We start from the raw sequence: 24,603 nt of genomic DNA, 5'->3' as shown, positions 1-24,603 counted from the left end.
TTATTTCGGACAGTCTTTTGGCTCCGGCATCTTCAGCGGTTCTTTGATCGGGTAATTTGAATTTCCGGGCGCCCAACATGAGGTGGTGACTTTGACGTCATCACAGGGCATAAAATGAACGGTAATACCGCAGGTTTCTTGGCCGGTATAATCAGGGACGGAAACAATTTTGCTGTGCTGTTGTTTTTGGGCATTTATCTTTTTTTCCCAAGCCAGATATTTTTCTTCATTCCCATAGCCGGGGAAGTCCATTGAATATCCAACTCCTGTCTCCCAGTCAATTCTGATCGTCATCCCCGGCCGCCACTGGCCTGATACACCATAACAGCAACCGCCGCCTCCGCCCTGATAGGGACCGATGATATCAATGCCGGACTGACCATTGACACTGAAGTTATTGATAGCCCAGTGGGTATGGTTGATGGCTTTGATGGTGCCCGCCCCGCCGCCCTGAGCCACGGCGCCGGGCTGAGAGCAGGCTGAAACAAGCAAAAGCCCAGCCAGCAGTCTGATTTTATAAGGTGTCATGTCACAGTTCCTTCCGTTGAGGTGGTACATCTGAGAAACACGTTGCTGAGGATTTCCGGCTCAGGGATAAGCCATAAAATCCTCAACAGTGTTTTCCGGACAAGGTCAGCAGGGGCTTTATTTCGGACAGTCTTTTGGCTCCGGCATTTTCAGGGGTTCTTTGATCGGGTAATTTGAATTTCCGGGCGCCCAACATGAGGTGGTGACTTTGATGTCATCACAGGGCATAAAATGAACGGTAATACCGCAGGTTTTTTGGCCGGTATAATCTGGGATCGGCACTAATTTGCTATGTTGGCGATTTTGGGACTTCATTTTTTTTTCCCACGCCAAATACTTCTCATCGTTCCCGAATCCAGGGAATCCATCCATATCATTAAGTCCAGTTTCCCAGTCAATTCTGACTGCCATCCCCGGCCGCCACTGGCCGGATACACCATAACAGCAGCCACCGCCGCCGCCCTGATAGGGACCGATGGCGTCAATGCCGGACTGACCATTGACACTGAAGTTATTGATCGCCCAGTGGGTATGGTTGATGGCTTCGATGGTGCCCGCCCCGCCGCCCTGAGCCACTGCACCGGGCTGAGAGCAGGCTGAAACAAGCAACAGCCCGGCCAGCAGGCTGATTTTATAAGGTGTCATGTCACAGTTCCTTCCGTTGAGGTGGTACATCTGAGAAACACGTTGCTGAGGATTTCCGGCTCAGGGATAAGCCATAAAATCCTCAACAGTGTTTTCCGGACAAGGTCAGCAGGGGGTTATTTCGGACAGTCTTTTGGCTCCGGCATTTTCAGGGGTTCTTTGATCGGGTAATTTGAATTTCCGGGCGCCCAACATGAGGTGGTGACTTTGACGTCATCACAGGGCATAAAGTGAACGGTGATGCCGCAGGTTTTTTGGCCGGTATAATCAGGGATGGAAACGATTTTGCTATGTTGTCTATTTTGAGCATTTATCTTTTTTTTCCATGCCTGATACTTTTCCCATTGATCAAAATCTGGAGCTCCTTTCGTGCCACCAACACCAGTCTCCCAATCAATTCTGACCGTCATCCCCGGCCGCCACTGGCCGGATACACCATAACAGCAACCGCCGCCTCCGCCCTGATAGGGACCGATGATATCAATGCCGGACTGACCATTGACACTGAAGTTATTGATAGCCCAGTGGGTATGGTTGATGGCTTCGATGGTGCCCGCCCCGCCGCCCTGAGCCACTGCGCCGGGCTGAGAGCAGGCTGAAACAAGCAAAAGCCCGGCCAGCAGGCTGATTTTATAAGGTGTCATTTTTCCCTTCCCTGAGACAAATGGAATTAAGAGACAAACGGAATTAATGATGAGCAGATTCTGGCAGTGTATTATCGGTTTCTCTGACAGGTTCCTGTTGCTTTCTGACCCTCTCCTTTAATAAATTATATTGATGGACGTCATAAGGATAGAGAAGGGTATCAACAACAATATCTACCGGCATTGAAATAATATGAAAAATGGGCGCTAATCCGAAAGAAAACATCCAGAAGTAGGGGTTGCTGGCGACTTCTTTATCTCTGTCAAAACCCCTGTATGACCTGCTGATGCTGTCTCCACGGCTTATTGTTCCGCAACCAGATAATACCGTAATGAGTCCTGTAACTAAGCAAGTTATTAATAATTTTTTTACTATTTTCATGATATCTCTGTTTGTTTAATTTCAGACGTTAAAATAAATTTTTTGACAAAATCCTCTCTTTCGTCATCCAGTAATAATCCGGCGAGGGTTGCCGCGAGCATACCTTCATAACATAACGAGAACAGTTCCTCCTGTGACATCACATATTGAGCAGGGACAATAAGGTGTCGAAGTAACAGATTTACATCACATATACACATCAGCTTTTCCAGTTGCTGATCACTGAGTTCAATACGCGGTTTTTTATCATCCGCTTTGAGGGATGAGCCATTACCCGGGATCTGGCATGGCTGACCTTCTCTGTCCAGCCAGCTCCAGAAAATGGCAGGGCGCAGCAGCGTTTTTTTCTGTTCAGTATCAAGTATATGAGAAAACAATACAGGGAAAATTCGGGTGTCATAAAAACGTAAAATCCCTTCCTGAGAACCGCAAATAACATCAGTGCAGCGAATTAAATAATCAGAAAGATTGTTGAATGACCATGCTGAACACAACATTAAGAGTTGTCCGCTGCCGGCAAATTGTGCGGTTAATTCGTTCAGCCATTGTCGTTGCAGCGTATTGCTGAGGTCGATACGGATCAGCAAAGGTGCATCTTCCAGCAATATTTCCTCCGGAAGAGTGGTAAACAATGAACACCACTGCACTGAAAACTCAAAACTGGCCAATGTCGGGATTAGCGAAAAATCATTCCCTGCCTGATCAATGATAATATCGATATGATTAATTTTTAAATCAGCACATGACAGTTCAGCTAATGCGATCCATTTAGTTATAGATTCTGTCTTCATTTTCATGCGCCCCTTGGCACAAATCCCTGAGCCAGTGACTGCGCCATTTTCAGGCACTCTTTACATACTGAATTTGGTAATTCCGGCAGAGGAAAGTCCTGGCTGGCCGGGGATTCCATTTTATGCATGCCTTTAAGGCTCAATAATCCCGGTCCATGAATTTCTATTTCACCTTGCGGGGTTAAGCGTATATAAGCCCCCCCGCAACCTATTGTGATGCCATTTTTTGCCGTTAACTGCAAATGTCCCTGAGTTGACTGCACGGTGACATCTTTTAATGCTGTCATGGAAAGAATATCGCCATGAGACTCTACTTCCAGCGGACCTTTGCCTGACACTAAACGCATCCCCTCCTGCTGTGAAAGCAGGGATACCGCTTGTGCTGCATTTGCTGAAAACCGCCCGGAACTGGTCAGGTTTATTTCCCCCTGACCTTGCAGGTACATTGCTTTGCCGGTCTGTAACAACATACTTTCTGGCGTAACAGCGCTGATCCCCTGCGGTGCACTCATCAGCAACACAGGCCCCTTCAGCTCAGTTGCATTGACCAGTAACTGATTAAGGCTGTTATTTTCCGGAGGGAAGTTGTGATGCGTTTGGGCAATGTTCCCCCATTCGGTCACCCGGTTAAGTGCGCCTTTCATTAGACTGATGGGTTGCACCATCTCCAGCACTTTCCCTTGCGCCTTTAACTGGCCGTCGGCACTGATAAAAATGCCTTTTTGCGCTCGTATTGCACCGAAGCTGTCAGTGCGCAGTTCGAACCCTTCACCGCGCTGCTGTTTACCGCTGTCCACCAGATGCCCGAGGTTGAGCTGGCTTTTGCCGCCGTATTCTGTGCTGAGCTTGATGTGCTCTTTGCCGCGCTCGTCGTCGAGGCGCAGTTTGTTGTTCGACGGCGTGCGCAGGACGTTGCGTTTGTAGTTCTGGATGGTGACGTGATCGCCGTGCGCAGAGTCATGCAGTACGTGGGCGATATAAGGGCGATCCGGGTTGCCGTCCTCGAAGGCGATCGCGACTTCGGTGCCCGCCAGCAGCGGCATGTGCATGCCGTAGGTATCCCCGGCATAAGGGCGAGCCTGACGTACCCACAGGCTTTCGTAGCCTTGTTCCCAGGCGTCGCGGTCGAACAGCATATTGACGCGGTAACGCCCGTCTTTATCAATATGGCCGTAGGTATCGCTGGCGGTGGTGCTGGTGACGCGGGCGGGCAGGGTACCGGCCATCACTGGCTTATCCGCCGGTTCGGCGCGGAAACAGTAATCTTCGGAGTACGCGATAGCCTCAAAGGTCACTTCAAAACTTTTGTCGCGCTTCGCCGAGCTTTCAATGCTGACGATCACTACGCCCTGCGCAAACTGCGCCGGTGCATCACCGGTGGTTTTGAGTTCCTGGCCGGGTACCAGCGTGGCGGCATTGAACTTGCCGGAGAAACGCGCCTGATTGTTCAGGTAACGTTCGTGACGCAGGCGGGCGTAAAACGCGCCGCTTTCCGGTTCCGGATCACGGCCTGCGCCACCGGCGGTCAGGTAGTTATCAGCATAATGATAGGCTTCGCCGTAGGTGGTGGTATCGCCACGTGTGACGTCGGCATTGCCGGTTAAATCGGTGGTGGCGGTGCGGTAGTTGTAATCGCGGGTAGAAACGTTTTTTTCCACCACCTGATAATGGCTGGCCAGATCCCATGCTGATTCCACGCCGACGTCGTGCATGCCGGAAGGTGGCACAGCGGCCAGCGTCAGCCCCGGCTGGTAGTGTTGCTGGTCGTCGTAAAACTCCACCACGTCGATGTTGAGTTTAGGGTCGGCGGTAAAGCGGAACCAGATCCCGACTTCGGCCAGCAGGCGGGAAATAAATGTCAGGTCATCTTCGCCGTACTGCATCACCTGTTCGCGACGCAGGTACTCTTTACTGAGTGTGAAAACGAAATCCTGACCGCGCATGTCATGACGTTCACGCAGTATTTTTTCGACAATCTGAGGAACCGACATATCCTGATAAATGCTGTTCTGATGGCTGCGGTCGAGCAGGGCCAGACGCGGTTGCAGGCGCACTTCGTAATGACTTTCGTCTTTCGAGGTGGAAAGGCGTTTAAAGGCGGTAATGACGCCCTGAATAACCCGTTGTGGCTGCTGTACTGAGACACCGAACGCCTCCATGACCGGCGCCTGTAACGTGAGGGAGGCGTCCTGCATCAGCAGGGTTTTCGGGTCAATGGCGCGGTCGGCGCTGGTGAACTCGATGTCATAATGGAAAGGCTTGCTGAGCGTTTCCAGGCTGGTAAAACTCAGGACATCAGGCTGCGCGCTGCTGCCACGGATCGCTAGCTTGTGGTGACTGTGATCGAAAAATGGTGATGCAGACTTGCTCATTTGTCTTCTCCGTCAAATTCCAGTGTGATCCCTTCTTCTTCATCCCAGCCCAGTGCCAGCGCCGTGGTGCGTTGTTGCGCTGCCATGCGTTGCAACAGTTGCTGGCTCAGTACCGGCAGGATTTGCTGATTGAGCAGGCTGTCGATGTTGCGCGCACCGGTATCCGGCAGCAGGCAGGCGGCGACCAGCGTATCGTACAGACTTTCTTCGATGGAGCAGGTCAGGCCATAGTGCTTGTTCAGACGTTTCGCGACTTGTGCCAGTTTCATCTCAACGATAGTGCGCAGTGCGACGGCGTTCAGCGGACGATAAATCAGTGTCTGGAAGCGGGCGAGCAGGGCGGGCTGGAAATGATCGCGCAGGAACGGGCGCAGCAGTTCCTGTAAATCGCTGACAGTGGCTTCCGGCTGTTCATCCAGCAGTTGCATTAGGTGGTCGCTGCCGAGATTGGCGGTCATCAGGATCACGGTATTGCGGAAGTCGATTTCACGTCCTTCGCCGTCGCGCATAAAGCCGCGGTCGAATACCTGATAGAACAGGTTAATGACGTCGCGGTGGGCTTTCTCCACTTCATCGAGCAGGACGACGCTGTACGGACGTTTACGCACGGCTTCGGTGAGAATACCGCCCTGACCGTAACCGACGTAGCCCGGAGGTGAACCCTTCAGTTGGGAGACGGTATGCGCTTCCTGATACTCGCTGAGGTTGATGGTAATGAGGGATTTCTCGCCGCCGAACAGGCAGTCGGCAAGGGAAAGGGCGGTCTCGGTTTTACCGACGCCGCTCGGGCCGACCAGCAGGAAGACGCCCAGCGGGCCATTCTCAGACGTCAGGCCGGTTTTGGCGGCGCGCAGACGTTGTGCCATGTCGGTAAGGGCATGATCCTGTCCGACGACCCGTTTGTTCAGGTGGTTTTCCAGTTGCAGTAAATCGGTCTGCTCATCTTTCAGAAGGCTGGTGAGCGGCACGCCGGTCCAGTCAGCAATCACCGTAGCGACGGTACGGACGTCCACGTCCAGCGACAGCAGCGGGGCGTTGCCCTGCAAATCACTCAGATGGTCTTGCAGGCTGGCGATTTCTGCCTGACGGCTGATGTCCTGACGGGTTTCCAGCAGTTGCTGCGTCAGGGCTTTCTCTGCATGGTACTGCGTATCCAGCGTGGTGAGTTGTTCGCCTAAGCTGTCGGTCTGACGTTCAATCTGTTCCAGCCGGTCGCCATGAGTTTTGTTGCCCAGCGCGATGTCTTCCAGCAGAGCTTGCTCTTCCATTTCCAGCGCGGTGATCTGCGCCTTCAGACTGGTCAGATCTTCCGGCAGCGTATCCAGACTCATGCGTACACGGGCAGAAGCGGTATCTAACAGGTCGACGGCTTTGTCCGGCAACTGACGACCGGTGATATAACGTCGCGAAAGGCTGACGGCGGCTTTTACCGCTTCGTCGGTGATGTGTACGCCGTGGTGTTGTGCGTAACGGGATTTCAGACCGCGTAACATCAGGCACGCCATCTCGTCGTCCGGCTCATCGACCTTAACGATCTGGAAGCGGCGTTCAAGGGCGGCGTCGCGCTCAAAATACTGTTTGTACTCGCTCCAGGTTGTCGCAGCAATGGTGCGCAGTTCGCCACGGGCCAGGGCCGGTTTCAGCAGGTTAGCGGCGTCCGCGCCACCGGCCTGATTACCCGCGCCAATAATAGTGTGCGCCTCGTCGATGAACAGCAGCACCGGCGTCGGCGATTGTTGTACGGCATCGATAACATTTTTCAGACGCTGCTCAAACTCACCTTTCACACCGGCACCGGCCTGCAACAGACCGAGGTCTAAGGTGCGCAGGCTGACGGTTTTCAGGCTGTCCGGCACGTTGCCTTCGGCAATGCGTAACGCCAGACCTTCCACCAGTGCGGTTTTGCCCACACCCGGTTCGCCGACCAGGATCGGGTTGTTTTTACGACGGCGGGAGAGAATATCGACCATCTGACGGATTTCATTGTCGCGGCCAAATACCGGATCAATCTGCCCGGCTTTGGCTTTAGCGGTGACATCCAGCGTAAATTTATCCAGCGCGGCCTGCAGGGCTTCACTTAATGACTGGCCGTTCATGCCTGCATCAGATTTTGGACTGGCAGCCTCATCGGAAAGCGACGAAGGGGTGCGGTTCAGGCTTTCTTGTTGTTGCAGCTCCGGGCGCTCTTCCGACAGCGCATCCAGCACCGGTTTCAGGCGGCGGATATGTTCTTCGCTCAGGCTGAACAGCGGCCATAAACCTTCGCAGCGCAACAGGCGCGGTTGCGCCATCAGCGCTTCCAGCAGATTGACACTGCGGATGCTCTGGTTGTCATCCTGCAGCGATGCGGCCAGCCAGCCCGCTTTCATCAGCGATTGTAAATCTTGGGAAAGCTGCGGACGCGAATGCACGGAACGCGGCAGGGCATCGAGATGTGCCAGCAGGCTTTGCCACAAGGCATCCATATCCCATTCGTAGCGTCGGGCCAGCACGGTGATGTCGCCTTCGCCCAGTTCCAGCAGTTTGAGCAGCCAGTGCTCGACGGTAATTTCATTGTGGGCGCGGGTCTGGCAGAGCGTCGCGGCGGCTTCCAGCGCTTTCGCGCAATACGGATTTAAGCGGCGAAGTAAGACGGCTGACTGTTGTTCCATGCTGAATTCCCTTTTTTAGGTACGCTACCGCCCTTAGCCTTTTCCTTTGCAGGAAACCCAGGCCCATAAGGTCGATGTCCGGTGGTGTTTTTGTTTGCTCAACCGCCAGAAGCGGCTCAGGAAACAAAAACAGCAGACGGCGAACCGTCTGCTGATAAGGTCTTACGCGGTAGTACGTTCGTTCCAGGAATCGGAATGAATGATGTTGCCGTCTTTGTAGGTCCAGGTGATTTTTTCGTAACGCAGCTCGATCATTTCGAGGTGGTTATGTTTTTCCATCGCCGGGTTTTTGATGTCGTGCATTTTAGGCGCGACTTTCACCAGCTTGACGTTTTCCAGTTTGGTGTTGAAATACTCAACTTCCTGGCCCGCGTCATTGATGCGATACCATTTGAACTCAGCTGATTTCAGGGTCTGACCGGTGGTCACTGCTTTGTACAGGTACGGGCTGGAAGAATCGATTTCTTTGGTAAACAGGAACGGGGTGTGAATACGGGTACCCGTCAGTTTGCCGGTGTTGTTATCGGTCGGGATATACAGGTTGTGATCCTGTGCCACCACTTCGATGCTGCCTTCGCGATCTTTTACGTCTACGGAACCTTTAATGTCCGCACCGCCGTCGTCTTTCAGCCACAGATAAACAGGAATTGCCATGGGTAGTTCTCCATTTCTAAGGTAAACATTCATCAATCATTTGATGAACTTGGGGTTGCTGCTGCCTGACAGGCATCTGCCTGTGGCACCAGACTGATTTCGACACGACGGTTGGCCGCACGGCCTTCCGGTGTATCGTTTGTTGCAATCGGGCGTGTTGCGCCATAACCCTGCACGGCAAAGCAGGTCGGGGAAACGTCGCTGGTTGAGAGCATCCAGTCACGCAGTGATTCGGCGCGTTTGAGCGACAATATCTGGTTGGCTTTCGCGTCACCGGTAATATCCGTGTGTCCGGCTACCACAATCAGCCATCCCGGTTTGGCTTTGATATCCACCAGCGCATTCACCAGCATTTTGAGCGAGCCTGGTTTAAGCGCGTACTGGCCGGTGTCAAACAGCGACAGGGCATCAAGTCGCACGGTTTTAGGCGTGTGCTTTTCAGCGGGCGGCGGTGGAGGTGGCGGAGGGACATAACTTCTGATGGCCGCCAGTAAAGGCAGACGCAGACGTTCGCCCTGATAAAGGCCCAGACTCAGACGTAATGGCTCGCCGTTGCGGAACCAGGCGTCCAGTTGTGCGGCATCCTGCCTCAGCACGTCGACGGCTTTTGCTTTCGGAATGTAATCCTTCATATCGATGTTGTCGTAATGACGGATATCAAAGGCCACACGATGCAGAAGCTGGCGGTTTTGCCAGGCACTGCTGCACAGTGCCACCACGGCAGCAACGGTCAGCAGCGTGATGCCATGACGTAACGCGCGGCGGCGCGAAGACACCCCATGTCCAGAAGGCAGATCAGCAAAGATAAAATCCGGGAACAGCAGAGGATCCTGGCCGGTTTCCGCTTGCGGATGCCAGCCAGCAACGTGCGTCAGTGCGGTGTGTGTCGCCAGCCAGTGCTGCCATAAAGAGGCAGGCACCATACCGCCGAGTGCCGATACCTGATGCAGGATCACCTGCTGCACAGCTACGCAGGCAACATCGTCATTGCGTGCTTGCAATGCCGGGAGAACATGCGTATTCAGCCAGTCATTTTGCTGATTGAAAATGAGGGTCTGTTTTATCCGTGCCGCCTGCAGCGCGTTGTCTTCCTGACGTTGCCAGTTCGCCAGTGTTTCCGGCATCGTGACAATGGGCCATAACGTGACCGGCTGTGTCTGTTGCTGTGAAAGCCAGACCGGCACCGCTGCCGTACTGGTCGCAATGGTGCTGCTCAGAAGCAGGGGAAGAGGACGACGGATATCCCGGCGTAATTGCACCATTTGCCAGCGCAACTCGTACAGGCAGGTGGTCAGCGCACGTTCATCACTGTGCTGCTGAGGGTTTACTGCCACCATAACTGCCAGTTGTTTCGCCCATTCAGGACGCTGCGAGAGTAACTGCCGGACATACTGACGCAGTGAGTTGCATTCATCGACCCGCAACCAGCAGCCCTGCGCCGTCTGATGCACCGTATCCGTACCAAACAGCGAGGTCAGGCCGTCACCGCAGACCAAAACGACTGGCAGGCGATACTTTTCCGGCGGAAGTCCGTCGAAATGTTTTTCTGCGAATTCCGCTTCAGGTTGCCGGCCTGTGCGCCAGAGCCCCACCAGACAGGTGATGACAACAAGTCCGAAGGTCAGCCAGCGTACTTTGGGTGAGAATGGCAGAAAGGCCAGACATAATATGCCTGACAGAATTCCCGCCCATAGCCATAAACCACGTCGCCACATCGGACTCATTACACGGACCCCGGCAACAACGTGGTCAATAATCCGGATAGCCAGTGGTCCAGTCCGCACCACAGCAAGGCGACAACCAGTCCGGCGAGTCCAAGGCGTACTGGCCAGTAACGTAACCACGCACCAAGGCGGTTGCCGGATGAGCTAATCGCCAGAACCGGGCGTGAAGGGGTGAAGCTAAATGCCGGAACGAGTAAAGAAAGTTGTTCCACCAATTGCTCACGACGGGTATCTGTCAGAGAACTGTAACCCCCGAGAAAAGCCAGCATTAAGACACGATGAAAACAGGTCAGTACGCAGATATCCGGTGCAGGCTCACGTAATACCGCGCGTATCTGTTCATACAACTGACTGCCAGCGTCGAGCGTATTGAAAAAATGGGTTTGCAAAGGGACATTGCACCAAACGTAATAGGCGTCATCCTGCACTTTGCGCCCTTTGACGGTTTCATCAAGAACGGCGCACTGGGCATACATGATGTGCTGACAGTTTTGTTCACTGACGTCAGCGTCTTTCAGCACTTTCTGAACGTGTTCAATATCTTCGACACAACGTTTCCAGAATGCCTCACCTTCACCATCGGGGCAGGTCATCCCCTGGCGCAGGCTGATAACCTGTAACCAGGTATTGGCAAGCAGAAGATCTATATCGACAGATTGTTTGTGAATTTTCATGGATTGGCTCATGCGCGCAGTACCGCAAACAGTTCCAGCTGGATCTCACCTAAGGTGCCCGGCACATAGAAGACACAGGTGCCAGCCTCCATCATCTGCGTGGCAGCGGGATGGCTGAGATCAAGTGAGAAATACTGATTTTCCAGACGCAGAGGAATGGCGGCAGGGACGTGGCTCAAAGGACGCAGCGGGATACCGCTTAATGCCACATTGACGACGTTACCGACCTCATCCGGCGCTCCGATTTTGCACAGTAGCGGGAACTGGCTCTGCAACCGGGAAGACGAAAGCGTAGAACGAACCGACAGGTAAAAATCCACTTCTTCACGTTCACGCAGACGCGGATCGTGCAGGGATGCACGCCACTGGTTGATGCGGGGTTCATGCACCAGGTCAATAGCCACAACGCGTGAAGGCAGGCTGGCTTCCAGAAGAATATTCAGCAATGCAAACAGCGGCGGAAAGACCGTCGTCAGACGTTCATGCTGATAAGCAGGGATAGCTGTCACGTCATGCTCAAGAGAGAACGTCAGCAGATTACCCGCAAGGCGTGCCAGTTCCTGATAAAGACGCTCAGGGTGTACCTGCGGATAGCGCTGGAAATTCCCCAGTACTGGTTCTGCGCCGTTCAGGGCATTGAGAAGCCAGAACAGCGAAACGTCAGCGACGGCAAAGTCGGCCATGCGCGCATTACTTTCTCGACGCATGCCCATCAGACGTTTCAACCGTGCTCTTAACTGAACCATCAGCAATTCGAGTTGTTCACCACACCAGTGACTGGCCTGCAGGCTCAGCAGAGGTGGGATAAAGTCCATATCCTGTACCCATCGTCCCTGGGCATCACGTAACAGACGCGCGACCGGGCAGATCTGAAAGTCACCGTTTTCCTGATTTGCAAGACGCAGCGTCAGTTCGTGTGTCATCACCGCAATTTGCTTTTTATCGTCACCGAACTGGTTTTGGACGTCACGCCAGGCTTGGCGATAGCGTACCGGACGTTCGGCACGTTCATCAGGCTGCAGGCAATTTCCACCATTGGCATACACCTGAGGCAGTGCCAGCATGACGATCGCCTCAGTGGCGTCTGCCGGCAGGTTGTCAGCCAGTGTCAGCGTGGGAGGGAGCAGATCAGCGCAGTCGGTGTCCACTAAAACACCATCCTGAAAACGAACCTGCAAGCGCTGTGCTTTGAGACGCCCTTGTGCAAGGGCATCCTGTTCAAAGGATGCATGAAGTACACCCCAGGGATGCATGATGCCCATCCGGGCAATGCATTCCTGAGTCCAGGCCTCAAAAGAGGCCTGTTGTTGAAACTGTTGCGGAGACACAAGGATCCCTCGTGCCCACAGCGGACGTTCAATTTTCATCGTGTCTCCGGCCTCTTACGCTTTCGCTTTAGGCATCTGAGAAACCAATGACAGATTCACGTCCATGCCTTCTACCTGGAAGTGCGGTATGGCATACAGTTTCACGCGGAAGAAGCCCGGGTTGTCTTCGATATCTTCAACGGTCACTTTGGCGTCACGCAGCGGATGAGAAGCCTGCAGGTCGTCGCCCGGATCGGTCATCTCAGTCACCAGTGTGCGAACCCAGGTATTGAGCTCCAGCTCCAGCAGACGGCGGTCTTTGGTGGTGCCGATGTTTTCGCGCTGAATAAGTTTCAGGTAGTGCGCGATGCGTGACAGCAGGAAGATGTATGGCAGACGCGCATTGATGCGGCTGTTTGCGGTGGCATCAGCCGTGTCATACAGCGCCGGTTTCTGCGCGGAGTTGGCAGAGAAGAAGCAGGAGTAGTCACGGTTTTTGTAGTAAGACAACGGGATGAAGCCCAGATTGGCAAACTCGAACTCGCGGGTTTCAGGGATCATCACTTCTGACGGGATTTTCACCTGATTGCCGGTACCCAGATCGTACAGGTGAATTGGCAGATCAGTGACCGCACCGCCCGCCTGCGGGCCGCGGATTTGTACGCACCAACCATTTTTGATGAAGCTTTTCACCATGTTGGCGGCAAAGGCGAACGCCGCGTTGGTCCAGAGATATTTCTCGTGATCCGGACCTTTCACTTCTTCAACATAGTTGAAACTGCGGACAGGAACAGTATCCGGGCCATACGGCAGGCGACCGAGTACGCGCGGCATTGTCAGGCCGATATAGCGGGAGTCGTCGGAATCACGGAAGGATTTCCATTTGATGTATTCGGCACGGTCAAAGTAGTTACCGATATCTTTAATCGCCGCCACTTCTTCCATTGAATCTTTCAGGAAGAATTTAGGGCCGACCGCACCGACGAACGGCATATGCGCAGCAGCAGACACTTTAGAAATGTTGCGCAGCAGGGCGACATCTTGCGCCGACGCGTCAAACTCGTAGTTGGAAATCACAGAACCGATTGGCTCGCCGCCCGGTGTGTCATATTCCTGAATATAGGTATGACGGTACAGGCCGCTCTGAACAATTTCAGGGCAATCTTCGAAATCCTGACGTAAATCGTCTTTGGACACGTCAAGCAATTCGATTTTCACGTTCTGGCGGAAATCAGTACGATCAACCAGGAACTTCAGACCACGCCAGCCGGATTCTACGCGCTGGAATTCCGGGTGATGCATGACCACGTCCAGCTGACGGCTGATCTGGCTGTCGAGTTCGGCAATGTGGTGGTCGAGCAGAGTTTTATCCAGACGTTCAACCGTCTGACCTGACAGCTTCAGGCGCTCCAGGAAAACCTGAACAGCGGCGGTAACACGCTGATCTGCGGTGACATCCGCCAGGGCAGAGGTATCCTGAAAATCATTCAGGTCACCCAGTGAGGAGACCGGTGTCAGGTTGATTTTATCGAACAGGGAAGCGTATACCGTACCGGTTTCCGGGCGATCCAGAACCGTCGTCTGGCTGGCAGAGGAGTTTTCAGTATTGACTGACATAAGCATTATCTCGCATTAATCCGTTAAGTGGAGGCAATTACGCCTTAGGTGCCAGGGCATTCAGCTCACTGCGCAGTTCATTGCTCAGTGAAGGGTCTTTCAGAATGGTTTCAAGCTCTTTACGGAAGGTGGCGTTATCGAGCAGATTGGATTTAAGGTCGCGTAAGAGGTTACGCATGGCCAGCATGGCGCGCAGTTGTGGGATCTGACGGGCAACCTGTTCTGGCTCAAAGTCTTTCATTTCATTGAAATTAAGCGCGACATTCTCTTCACTGCGATCGCCTGCCAGCGTATTTTCTACGGTCAGGTTCAGTGACGGGCTGAATTCAGCCAAAACGCTGTTAAAGTTATTCTTATTAATGTTCACTTTTTCGCGTTCAGATAACGGGCGGTTCTCTTTTCCGTTACTGTAATCGCCCATTACCATCAGTTTTAATGGCAACTCGACTTTCTTCTGTGCGCCACCGGTGTGCAAATCCAGCTTGATATTGACGCGCGCTTTCGGAATTTCATTCTGGAAGCTATTAGACATGCCTATCCCTTATTTATGGAGTGATAAACGCTGCCGATGATTCTTAAAATATGATATTGGCAACCCTGCCATAAACTGCATCCATGCCCGTATAACGCGGCGGGAAAATCAGGGTCACTGGCGAGCCATAATATTTATGAGAAACATTTCGCAGTGTGTTTTGATTTTATGTTGAAAATGGAATTTCAGATAAGTACCTGTGTGCGACATTTTAGAGAAACACCAGGCTTTATAGATAATCAAATCATGTAACTAAATGTTTCAATTTTTCAAATTGGCATCAAAGATCATATGTTTGATATATAGGAATTTTCTCTGCATTCGCTGGCAGGCCTTGCTGCGCACGAGGTTTCCTTAAGTGAAATTTAGTTTGATCAGAAAATTCACGTAAAAATTGTTTAAAATAAAAGTATCACTTAGATGAATTATTCATGTGAAATTATATGAATTAATTTCCAAATGCATTTAATACATAAGAATTTTCCTCTAAAACCCCTAGGAATATTCACAGGGGGTATGTGTAAGATGTCATATTAGAAGTGTGAGGCATGAGAAATTTTGCACATTTTTATTTGGAATTAAGGGGGGGTTAATAGTGATAAACATGTGGGAACTATTTTTAATGGGATTTTGTTCGCATTTTTAATGCTTACGTGAAAAATCTCAATGTGAACGCTTGTTGAATATTCTGAGTGTTTTAGGGTCCCGCGTATCGATGAGTACGCGGGTAAATTTCCGCTACGATCGATCATCCTGCCATAAATTTCAGATAGGGCGCTGGGAATGTTAAACATTTGATGTGAAATGCCGATATACAGACTCCTGCTCCGTTTTGAGAATCTCCCGATGTCGCTTAAAAAGTCGTCTTTGCTTGTCCTGGTAGTGCTTTTTGCCCTCTTTTTCACCAGTATGCTGTCGAACGTCTGGCTGCTCACCCGGAGTAATCACTCACTGGATGACGTGAACAAAGAGATCCGTGTGGTGCTGTCTATTATTGATCCGATAAACCACAGCCGGACCTCCCGTGTCCGGGTGATGGAATATATGAAAGAAATTGAAAATGGCGACGGTCAGCAGTCAAAACCTGCGCTGGACGGCGTCAGTGACGTTATCAGCAAAGCCGATGCGGCGTTTCAGGCGTATCTTGCTGCACCCAAATTGCCCGGTGAAAGCGGGCTGGCCGAGGAATACCGCAATACCTATCAGGATTATCGCCAAAACGGTATCCAGTCTTTGATCGATGCAGCGAAAGCGGGCGATCAGGCAGCGTTCAAAGCGCGGATACCGGTGGTGGTAAAACTCGATCGTCAGTATGAAATCGTGCTGGATAAAGTGCTGGCGCTGCATGAAGAGTACGCCAGAAACCTCAACAGCGATGCGCAAAGTAACTTCAAACTGGGTATCGGACTGACGATCGGTTTTGGATTGTTATTCCTGATCATCATTATCAGTGTACTGGTGTTACTAAAACGTTTTGTTCTGACACCGTTGCTGAGTTCCCGCGATCATTGTCGTCAGATTGCAGAAGGCTATCTTGATACGCCGGTGCCGGTTAAAGAAAAATCCCGCAGCGAAATCGAAGAGCTGATGCAGTCGATGGAACATATGCGTCAGTCGCTGACGCGGATTATCGGGCAGGTGCGCGACACCAGTCATACGGTAGCGCATGCATCACAGGAAATTTCTGCAGGTAATATTGATCTGGCTTCGCGCACAGAACAACAGGCCGCCGCGCTGACACAGACTGCCGCCAGCATGGAAGAACTGGGCGCGACGGTAAAACAAAATACCGAGAACGTTTCCCGTGCCAGCAGTCTGACCCGTGAAGCGGTGCAAAATGCGCGGGCAGGTGAGAAAGTTGCGCAGGATGTGATTGGCACGATGGGGCGCATTAACAGCAGCTCGAAAAAAATCGAAGACATCACGGGCGTGATCAACAGCATTGCCTTCCAGACAAATATTCTGGCGCTCAATGCCGCCGTCGAAGCCGCGCGCGCGGGCGAACAGGGGCGCGGATTTGCCGTGGTGGCCAGCGAAGTGCGCAGCCTGGCACAGCGCAGTGCCGTGGCAGCAAAAGAAATTGAAAGCCTGATTTCTGAATCGGTGACCAATATCCGCGAGGGGTCTGATCAGGTCTCACGTACCGGTGAATCCATCTCTGCGATCATTTCTTCCGTCACACAAGTCAATGTATTGATGGAACACATCTCGACGGCATCTGATGAACAAAGTCGCGGGATCAGCCAGATTGAACAGGCGGTGACAGAAATTGATGGCGTGACACAACAAAACGCCGCACTGGTTCAGGAATCAGCGGCCGCCGCCGCGTCGCTGGAAGAACAGGTCTTATATCTGACGCAATCTGTATCAGCGTTCAGGCTGGCGACGGTGTAATTAATCACTGTCATCAATATATTTTCAGGTGAAAGAGTGAATTAAAGCCGGTCATATCATAAGAAATGTCCGGCTTTATTATAAATGAAAATTAGTGAAGTTATTTACAAGGGTTACTAATTATTTTTGTTTGCGTCGAAGTATTTCTCGGTCAGGGGAAATAACTATTATTGTGAATCTTAAGTTTGGGTATATGATGAACGCGGCTAATAATAAGACGTAATCATGTATTCATTTACCATGTTAATGAATGGTTTATTAAATATTGATGTTGTCATTATTAGTCCATGACCTCTCCTGACTTATATAGGGAAATACAGATGCCTGATATAAAAAATGCCATATCATTGTTTGCGTGGGTACTGACATCGACCTTTGCTGTTTCGGCAATAGCGGCGGATGGAACCATTACCTTTAATGGGAAAGTGACAGATACCACCTGTTCAATTGCCGTGAATGGCGGTACCGAGAATGCAACGGTCACATTACCCACGGTTTCATCAAATAGTCTGAAAATATTAGGTGAAACCGCCGGTGCAACGCCGTTCAATATCTCTCTGACCGCGTGTTCCGGCACCGCATTAGGCACGGCCAGCACATATTTTGAACCGGGGACATATGTCGACAGTACAAACGGTCGCCTGAATATTGATTCGACCGTCTCGGATGCCGCAAAAAATGTTCAGGTTGAATTACTGAACGCCAGCATGGATCCCATTATCGCCGGGACTTCTGTTGCAAATGGTCAGAATGATATCGCGGTGGACATTAGCGCAGGCAGCGGGACATTAAATTATTTCGCCCGCTATTACGCTACGGCGCAATCCGTTGCAGGTTCTGTCGCTACGCAAATTGATTACACGATGACTTACGAGTAACACATGTTGGGGTGAAAGAGGAGTTTCACCCCCTATTAACAACAGAGGATTTCAGGGATGGTAAAAGCTTTATTTCTTAGCGTAATAATCGCCTTCATTTTTTCTTATAAAGCCTACTCAGAAGTGGTGATCAATGGTACCCGGATTGTGTTCCATGCACAGGATAAGGAAGCTGTTGTCCAGCTAAAGAATACCGGTAAAAACCCTTATCTTGTACAGATGTGGCTGGATAAGGGTGACCCCAACGCCAGACCTGGTGAGGTCACTGTGCCCTTCGTGGTGAATCCGCCCGTGGTGCGTATTGACCCTGAAAAAGGGCAAGCCATCAGGCTGATGATGACGGGCGGGCAATTACCTCAGGATCGGGAAACTCTATTTTGGTTTAATCTTCTGGAAGTCCCCCCCAAAGCAACGGCGATGATTCAGTCAGGGAATAATGTGTTGCAGATGGCATTCCGCACGAGGGTGAAACTATTATACAGGCCTGATAAATTGCATCCGTCACCTGTGGAAGTGTATAAGGCTTTAAGGTTCTCAATCAGCGGCGATAAATTAACGCTCACCAATGATTCTCCCTATTTTATTACCTTCAGTAGGCTGGAAATCAGAAAATCAAAAAATTCGGCTATCCTCGCACGCGTGGAGCATTTCGACCAGAGAATGGTGGCGCCTGAAGGGAAAATAGAATTCATGTTGAAGCCTGTCGCGGTTCATCCTCTTCATGGTGAGACTTTATTTTATAGCGTCATAAATGATTACGGCGGGGAATCAATTAATGAACAGGTGTTGGGGAATAATATCTGATGCAACACCGTTCTCATTGATAGTGACGTTAATGAGAATGGCTGTGGGGGTAATATCAGCATTCGTTTTTAATGCTCATCCGGCGGAACAAAAAGAGGTCATATTTAACAGTGCCTTTCTGCGATCCGCTATTGACGTGAGTGAATATGCAGAAGGTAATCCTGTTCCCCCCGGAAAACATCGGGTAGATCTATATGTCAACGATAAATGGAAAGGGCGAACCGAGGTTAATTTTGCTTTGCCGGATAATGACTCAAAAATTGCCCGTGCGTGTTTTGATATCCGGCTGGTTTCTGAAATGGGTATCGATATTGAAAAACTGAATGCCAATATCGTGGAACAACTTAAAGACACCGCTCATTGCAACGATATCAGTCGCGTACTCACCGGACTCGATAGCCGTTATGACGTCACCACTCAGCGTCTTAATGTGCAAGTTCCGCAGATTTATTTGCTACGTCATGCACGCGGTTATGTCAGTCCTGAATTATGGGATAAAGGTATCACGGCGGGGACAATTGAATATGACTATAACGCCTATCATGCCGAAATGTCAGAGACACAAAATCTCTCGACACAATATCTCGGTTTGCGGGGCGGTATAAACTGGGATGTCTGGCGGTTGCGTTACAGGGGCACATTTAACTGGAGTGATGAGAATGGTTGGGACTATGACAATACCAGTACTTACCTTGAACGCGCGATAGTGCCGTTGCGCAGCAAACTGGTGATGGGAGAATCCATGACCGAAGGACAGGTGTTTGACAGTGTGGGTTTTCGCGGGGCGATGCTGGCTTCAGATGACCGGATGTTTATGGATTCGCAACGCGGTTACGCGCCAGTGATCAGCGGCGTGGCAAATACCAATGCGCTGGTCCGGGTGTCCCAGCGCGGTATGCGCATTTATGAAACCACGGTTCCGCCAGGTCCGTTTATGATTGATGATCTCTATCCGACCGGCACCGGCGGCGACCTGCTGGTGACGCTGAAAGAAGCCGATGGCAGCGAACGCAGTTTTACCGTGACCTATGCATCGATTGCAGAATTACTGCGACCGGGCACCACACGCTATACCCTGATGACCGGAACATACCGCAATGCCACGGTGGATGAAAAACCGCTGATTGCGCTGGGATCGTTACGACACGGGTTTACCAATTTGATCACCGGTTACGGTGGCCTGCTGGGCGGGGAAGAGTACCAGTCTATTGCCGGAGGTATCGCCCTGAACATGGCGGTGGGGGCAGTGTCTGCGGATATAACCCATGCGCGTACACAGTTGCGAAATGACATCGAAAAAGAAGGACAGAGTGTCAGTGTGGCCTTCTCAAAAATACTGCCGTTGATCAACACCCACATCACACTGGCGAATTACCGCTATTCAAGTGCCGGTTATTACAGCATTGATGATGCGATGCTGATGCTGTATGAGCAAAACCAGTCAGGAAATATCGGTTATTACGGCAGTATCAATCGTAAGAATCGTGCGCAAATCAGTGCGACACAGGATTTACCGGATGTCTGGGGAACGATGAACCTGAGTGCCAGTACCCAGGATTACTGGAATAAAAGCGGACGTGATACAGAGTATCAGATCGGCTACACCAATACGTTTACGTGGTTCAATCTGAACGTCAATGCCAGCCGCACAAGGGATCTGGTCAATAATGTCTGGGATACCAAAATTGCCGTGGGGATTTCGTTACCTCTTGGTAACCGCGAAACATCAGCTTACCTCAATTCAACCTACCTGCAGGAACGCGATCATCAGGGCGTGCAGAACGCGATCGCGGGTTCGGCGGGAGAAAGCCGGCAATACACCTATAACATATTCGGTAATACTGACCATTACTCTACGACGGGAACGCGCAATACCGGCGGGGCAAGTGGCAACTGGAATTCCCCTTATACCCGTCTGGGCGGCAGTGTTTCCGCCGGGCAAGGCTATCAGCAATATGGTATGACGCTGTCCGGTGGCGCTGTCGGTTATGGCAATGGCGTGGTATTCACACCTCTTATGGGTGACACGATGGCGGTGGTGGAAGCAGAACATGCCAGCGGAGCCACTGTGACCAACAATTCCAGCCTGTCTCTGGATAAATCCGGCGCAGCGTTGCGCGTTAAGGTACCGGCTGCCGGATGATACGCAGACCAGGGACGATAATCTGCGGCGTGCCGACGTGGTATGCCAATAATCAGGGAAAAATGACATGGGCAAAATCTTCAGAGCGATCTTCTTTGTCGCATTCATGTTTGCCGGAATGAATGCTCAGGTCCGGGCGGAAGGCAGTTGGGTTGATTGCAACCGGACAAACGGTGTTTACCAGTATTTTGCTTCTACCGTCATTCAGGTGGGTAAAGATGCGAAGGTGGGTGATTTGCTGGGGGGGTGGATGACCTCTTCGGATCCGACGGCATGGACCTGCGCTCAAAGAAATACCGCTCAGACAATTTCACCGCAGATGGCTGTGCTGGGCTATCCCCCTTATCCCATCTGGAATGCTATATCGACGGAAGGCCAGACTTACAGTGTTTACAATACGACCGTAAAATCCGGCCTTGGTTATATCTCCCGCTGGCGCTATACGGTAAAGGGACAAACCAGCATGTGGTATCCGCTGACCGTGGCGCCGGGGATCTATCAAATACCCGCTGAACTTTTCCCTGTCACCTATGACAGCGGAAAGTCCTTTAATGTCGGCGTTGATGTACAGATCCGTTTTGTTAAGACGGCAACGTCGCTGAGTGCTGGCCCGACACCGCTTTTCGATCCGATGTACATGCGCCATTATCAAACTTATGGAGGAGCCTCTGAACAGGGCAGTGGCACCTATATGATCGCGCAGTTTGCGAACGGAGCCGCCATTATTGCGACGGGGGGAACCTGCACGACGCCCAACGTGGATGTCACATTGCCCCCCGCAGCCCGGTCAGAATTCAGCGGCCCGGGTTACACAACCTCCCGCACGGATTTTAAACTCAATTTCACCCAGTGCCCGGCCGGGCTGGCCAGTATCAGCTATTCGTTTATGCCAACGACAGCGATTAAAAACAGTTCGCAGGGTGTGTTTGCATTGGACAGCACGTCAACGGCTGCCGGAGTCGGATTACAAATGCTGAGTGATCAGGATGTTCCGGTGACATTCAATACCGACTATTTGTTGGCGGATTATAATTCCAGCGCGGCTAACGCGAACTATGCGATCCCCCTCAGGGTCGGTTTGTATCAGACCGAAAATACGGTCTCTTCAGGGAATGTAAGTGGTGCCGTGACTTTTACGCTGAAGTATAAATAATTAAAAAAGAGTTGTTATTCGCCATGAAAATCATAACGTCATTGCCTCTGTGTATAATGCTCTGGGCATCATTCCTTCATCCGGGAATAAGTGAAACGTATATAAACCGGACCCGGTTAATATTCACCCCTCACTCTCTTGATGAATCGTTTACCCTGATAAATGAAGGGATGAAACCTGCACTCATGCAGTTCTGGATTGATAAAGATGATGCGGAAAAGAAGCCTGAACATATTCAGGTTCCCTTTATTGTGTTGCCACCGGTCACAAGACTTGAACCTAAAAGTTCACTGGGGATACGCGTACTGTATACGGGTGAGAATCTCTCCAGACAGGCAAATGCCGAGTCACTGTTCTGGCTCAATGTCCTTGAAATTCCGCCCGAAATGTCAAAGGAAGAAGCGAGTCATACGTTGCAGATGGCAATACGCACCTGGATCAAAGTTTTCTACCGTCCTCCTGCAATTGGGAAACTCACCAGCAGCGAGGCCATCACGAGATTATATTTTTCTCACGCCATCGAAAATAATAAATCGCTGCTTCGCATAGAAAACCGGTCACCCTTGTATATCACACTGACTGAAGTGAAATATAACGATGGGCGACGGGAAGACAATTTACCTGATGATGGCATGATTGCCCCTTTCAGTCATATCAATGTTCCCTTTGCCCATTTTGATAAAAAAGAAAAATCAGCGGTACGCTTCAGATACATAGATGATTATGGAGTGGTGAGTAAATATCATGCTGCATCCGTAAAATAACAATGTATTTTCAGTCCGTCCGCCATCGCATGGGGGCACGGACTGAAGGGATCACAGCCCGGTATTCCATATTGCACTTTTATCTGAACACGCCCACGGCTTCTACCAGCCTGTCCGCCTGTCGTTTCAGCCCGGAAGAGGCGTTGGCACCTTCCTGAACCTGAATTGAATTCTGATGCGTGATGCGATCCAGTTCTTCTATTGCTTTGGCAATATCGAGTAAACCCAGATTTTGTTCTCCGGTGGCACTGCGAATTTGTCCGATCAGGGCGCTGACATTTTGTACCTGAGAGACAATGTCGGCCATGGTTTTCCCCGCCTGATCAACCTGCTTCGAACCCGAGACCACCGTTTCCACACTGCTGTCGATCAGACGTTTGATTTCGCTGGCGGCGCTGGCGCTGCGTTGCGCCAGACTGCGGACTTCACCCGCCACCACGGCGAAACCTTTGCCTTGTTCACCTGCCCGCGCTGCTTCGACGGCGGCATTGAGTGCCAGAATATTTGTCTGGAAAGCGATGCCATCGATCACATTGGTGATGGTGGCAATTTGCCGGGAACTGTCGGTAATTTCCTGCATGGTGCCGACAACGTCCTGCATCGCATTGCTGCCTTTTTCCGCTGCGGCGCTGGCTGTCAGGGAAAGTTTGTCCGCTTCGGCCGCTGTCTGAGTGTTACTTTCAACGGTCGCGCTCATCTCATTCATTGCCGCTGCTGTTTGTCCGACGTTTGCGGCAGTTTGCTCCGTACGCTGACTCAGTGCTTCATTACCATTCGCCAGTGACTCGCTGGCCGTGCGGACTTTATGCGCCTGGTCGTTGACGTCATCTACCATCCAGCGGCAGATCAATCCGAGCTGGCCGACCGATCGTAACGTCATCCCAATTTCATCGACGCGCGCCATCGGTGTGATCGTATGACTCGCGCCACTGGCCACCCGCAAGGTCTGACTGCAAAGTTGTTCGACCGGACGGGTGATTTGCCATTCCAGCCAGCAACCCAGCAACAGAATGAAAAATGCATTGAGTGCTAATGCCATCGTCATTTGCATGGCGGGCAGGGAAGCCAGCGCGAAAAGTGCGAGTGAGTTAAGGAGGAGGAGTGCCAGCAAACTGCTGCGGATCCGCCAGCGCACCGTGAGCGTTTTGAGAATGGAAAAACTGCGGGTGATGCCGGTACGGATCAACAGTCCGCGATGCAACCGGCGGTTGTTCAGTTCGCCACGATTCATTTTGTCATACAGCGTTTGTGTCTCACTGATTTCGGCGGCGGTGGGTTTGGTGCGGACAGACAGATAGCCTTTGGTTTTCCCGCCACGAATGATCGGCACAACGTTAGCGCGCACCCAATAATGATCGCCGTTGCTGCGGCGGTTTTTCACCAGCGCAGTCCAGGGAAAACCTTGCTGTAATGTGCTCCACATATCTTTGAATGCGGAAGGCGGCATATCGGGATGACGAACAATATTGTGAGGCTGCCCGATAATATCTTCACGGGCAAAACCGCTGACTTCAATAAATGCATCGTTGGCGTAGGTAATACGGCTGTCGGCATCAGTCGTTGACATTAATGTGGCGTCGTCAGGGTACTGATATTCCCGTTGGGATACTGGTTGATTATTGCGCATAGTGACATTTCCGTGGCCAGACTGCGGTTTGAATGAGATTAAGGATCCTTAACTATTAACATGTCGGCATAAGCAAAATTTTCTTTAGCGGGAATACTCACGTTCCCGGAATTAATCGTTTCATGAGGCAAGGCAGCCCGTTTTTTGCCCATTTACCGCCTGTCGTGGCGATGTTTTAAGCAAAGCGAAGGCTTTATCGCCATTTCATTCACACACCATCACGCAGCGGAGTTGCCAATTTTTCTTTATACGACGTCGTTGTGACTCCAGACTTAATAGGTCTGGAGTCATAAACCTTTTGCCTAAGATCTTCAGGCTT

At 51.4% G+C, this 24,603-nt stretch carries 20 protein-coding genes; 6 read left to right on the top strand and 14 right to left on the bottom strand.

All coding sequences use genetic code 11. From position 1 onward, the window contains the following. From J9880_RS22445 to tssB, 13 genes are all read right to left on the bottom strand, one after another. Nucleotides 1-528, bottom strand: coding sequence for a DUF3304 domain-containing protein (locus J9880_RS22445; RefSeq protein WP_232770837.1), 528 nt, complete (start codon nucleotides 526-528; stop codon nucleotides 1-3). A 117-nt stretch (nucleotides 529-645) separates the two neighbouring features. Beyond that, nucleotides 646-1,173 carry a DUF3304 domain-containing protein gene (locus J9880_RS22440; RefSeq protein ID WP_232770836.1) on the bottom strand — a complete coding sequence of 176 codons (528 nt, stop codon included), beginning with the start codon at nucleotides 1,171-1,173 and terminating at the stop codon, nucleotides 646-648. 116 nt (nucleotides 1,174-1,289) lie between these two features. After that, nucleotides 1,290-1,817: a DUF3304 domain-containing protein gene (locus tag J9880_RS22435; RefSeq protein ID WP_232770834.1), complete on the bottom strand. Its 528-nt coding sequence runs from the start codon at nucleotides 1,815-1,817 to the stop codon at nucleotides 1,290-1,292. Between the two features lie 43 nt (nucleotides 1,818-1,860). Further along, entirely contained in the window at nucleotides 1,861-2,199 is a 339-nt protein-coding gene (locus J9880_RS22430; RefSeq protein WP_232770832.1) for a YceK/YidQ family lipoprotein, read from the bottom strand. Continuing rightward, the gene (locus J9880_RS22425; RefSeq protein ID WP_232770830.1) at nucleotides 2,196-2,990 is read right to left on the bottom strand and encodes a DUF4123 domain-containing protein; all 795 of its coding nucleotides are present in this window, start codon (nucleotides 2,988-2,990) and stop codon (nucleotides 2,196-2,198) included. Before J9880_RS22425 ends, J9880_RS22430 begins: the two co-directional genes overlap by 4 nt. A gap of 2 nt (nucleotides 2,991-2,992) precedes the next feature. Next, nucleotides 2,993-5,362, bottom strand: a complete 2,370-nt coding sequence (gene vgrG / locus J9880_RS22420; RefSeq protein ID WP_232770829.1) for a type VI secretion system Vgr family protein — start codon at nucleotides 5,360-5,362, stop codon at nucleotides 2,993-2,995. Further along, the gene (gene tssH, locus J9880_RS22415) at nucleotides 5,359-8,013 is read right to left on the bottom strand and encodes a type VI secretion system ATPase TssH (RefSeq protein WP_232770827.1); all 2,655 of its coding nucleotides are present in this window, start codon (nucleotides 8,011-8,013) and stop codon (nucleotides 5,359-5,361) included. The genes vgrG and tssH overlap by 4 nt, the downstream gene beginning before the upstream one ends. A 162-nt stretch (nucleotides 8,014-8,175) precedes the next feature. Continuing rightward, a complete protein-coding gene (gene hcp, locus J9880_RS22410) occupies nucleotides 8,176-8,667 on the bottom strand; it encodes a type VI secretion system effector Hcp (RefSeq protein ID WP_159282733.1) in 492 nt (163 codons plus the stop codon). 32 nt (nucleotides 8,668-8,699) lie between these two features. After that, nucleotides 8,700-10,391 carry an OmpA family protein gene (locus J9880_RS22405; protein WP_232770819.1) on the bottom strand — a complete coding sequence of 564 codons (1,692 nt, stop codon included), beginning with the start codon at nucleotides 10,389-10,391 and terminating at the stop codon, nucleotides 8,700-8,702. Continuing rightward, entirely contained in the window at nucleotides 10,391-11,077 is a 687-nt protein-coding gene (tssL, locus tag J9880_RS22400; RefSeq protein WP_232770817.1) for a type VI secretion system protein TssL, short form, read from the bottom strand. Before tssL ends, J9880_RS22405 begins: the two co-directional genes overlap by 1 nt. Then, nucleotides 11,074-12,432 carry a type VI secretion system baseplate subunit TssK gene (tssK, locus tag J9880_RS22395; protein WP_232770816.1) on the bottom strand — a complete coding sequence of 453 codons (1,359 nt, stop codon included), beginning with the start codon at nucleotides 12,430-12,432 and terminating at the stop codon, nucleotides 11,074-11,076. Before tssK ends, tssL begins: the two co-directional genes overlap by 4 nt. Nucleotides 12,433-12,447: 15 nt before the next feature. Then, nucleotides 12,448-13,995: a type VI secretion system contractile sheath large subunit gene (tssC, locus tag J9880_RS22390; RefSeq protein ID WP_095925782.1), complete on the bottom strand. Its 1,548-nt coding sequence runs from the start codon at nucleotides 13,993-13,995 to the stop codon at nucleotides 12,448-12,450. 31 nt (nucleotides 13,996-14,026) lie between these two features. Next, nucleotides 14,027-14,521, bottom strand: coding sequence for a type VI secretion system contractile sheath small subunit (tssB, locus tag J9880_RS22385; RefSeq protein WP_095925781.1), 495 nt, complete (start codon nucleotides 14,519-14,521; stop codon nucleotides 14,027-14,029). Between the two features lie 846 nt (nucleotides 14,522-15,367). Between tssB and J9880_RS22380 the strand changes: the two genes are divergently transcribed. The 6 genes from J9880_RS22380 to J9880_RS22355 all read left to right on the top strand — a co-directional run bounded on the left by J9880_RS22380 (nucleotide 15,368) and on the right by J9880_RS22355 (nucleotide 22,657). Further along, nucleotides 15,368-16,915 carry a methyl-accepting chemotaxis protein gene (locus tag J9880_RS22380; RefSeq protein WP_232770815.1) on the top strand — a complete coding sequence of 516 codons (1,548 nt, stop codon included), beginning with the start codon at nucleotides 15,368-15,370 and terminating at the stop codon, nucleotides 16,913-16,915. A 320-nt stretch (nucleotides 16,916-17,235) separates the two neighbouring features. Beyond that, the gene (locus J9880_RS22375) at nucleotides 17,236-17,793 is read left to right on the top strand and encodes a fimbrial protein (protein WP_232770814.1); all 558 of its coding nucleotides are present in this window, start codon (nucleotides 17,236-17,238) and stop codon (nucleotides 17,791-17,793) included. A gap of 57 nt (nucleotides 17,794-17,850) precedes the next feature. Next, nucleotides 17,851-18,597: a fimbrial biogenesis chaperone gene (locus J9880_RS22370; RefSeq protein WP_232770813.1), complete on the top strand. Its 747-nt coding sequence runs from the start codon at nucleotides 17,851-17,853 to the stop codon at nucleotides 18,595-18,597. Then, nucleotides 18,545-20,740 (top strand): fimbria/pilus outer membrane usher protein, encoded by a 2,196-nt coding sequence (locus J9880_RS22365; RefSeq protein WP_332875570.1) that lies wholly within the window; start codon nucleotides 18,545-18,547, stop codon nucleotides 20,738-20,740. The genes J9880_RS22370 and J9880_RS22365 overlap by 53 nt, the downstream gene beginning before the upstream one ends. A 67-nt stretch (nucleotides 20,741-20,807) precedes the next feature. Beyond that, nucleotides 20,808-21,893 (top strand): fimbrial protein, encoded by a 1,086-nt coding sequence (locus J9880_RS22360; protein ID WP_232770811.1) that lies wholly within the window; start codon nucleotides 20,808-20,810, stop codon nucleotides 21,891-21,893. A gap of 23 nt (nucleotides 21,894-21,916) precedes the next feature. Further along, nucleotides 21,917-22,657, top strand: coding sequence for a fimbrial biogenesis chaperone (locus J9880_RS22355; RefSeq protein ID WP_332875569.1), 741 nt, complete (start codon nucleotides 21,917-21,919; stop codon nucleotides 22,655-22,657). Nucleotides 22,658-22,736: 79 nt separating this feature from the next. On the opposite strand, the gene J9880_RS22350 is transcribed toward J9880_RS22355, so the two are convergent. Further along, nucleotides 22,737-24,284 carry a methyl-accepting chemotaxis protein gene (locus tag J9880_RS22350; protein ID WP_131694502.1) on the bottom strand — a complete coding sequence of 516 codons (1,548 nt, stop codon included), beginning with the start codon at nucleotides 24,282-24,284 and terminating at the stop codon, nucleotides 22,737-22,739. Nucleotides 24,285-24,603 lie beyond the last annotated feature (319 nt).

The organism is Rahnella victoriana (assembly GCF_021276285.1).
GTDB lineage: Bacteria > Pseudomonadota > Gammaproteobacteria > Enterobacterales > Enterobacteriaceae > Rahnella > Rahnella victoriana.
This window is presented reverse-complemented; position numbering and strand designations above follow the sequence as displayed.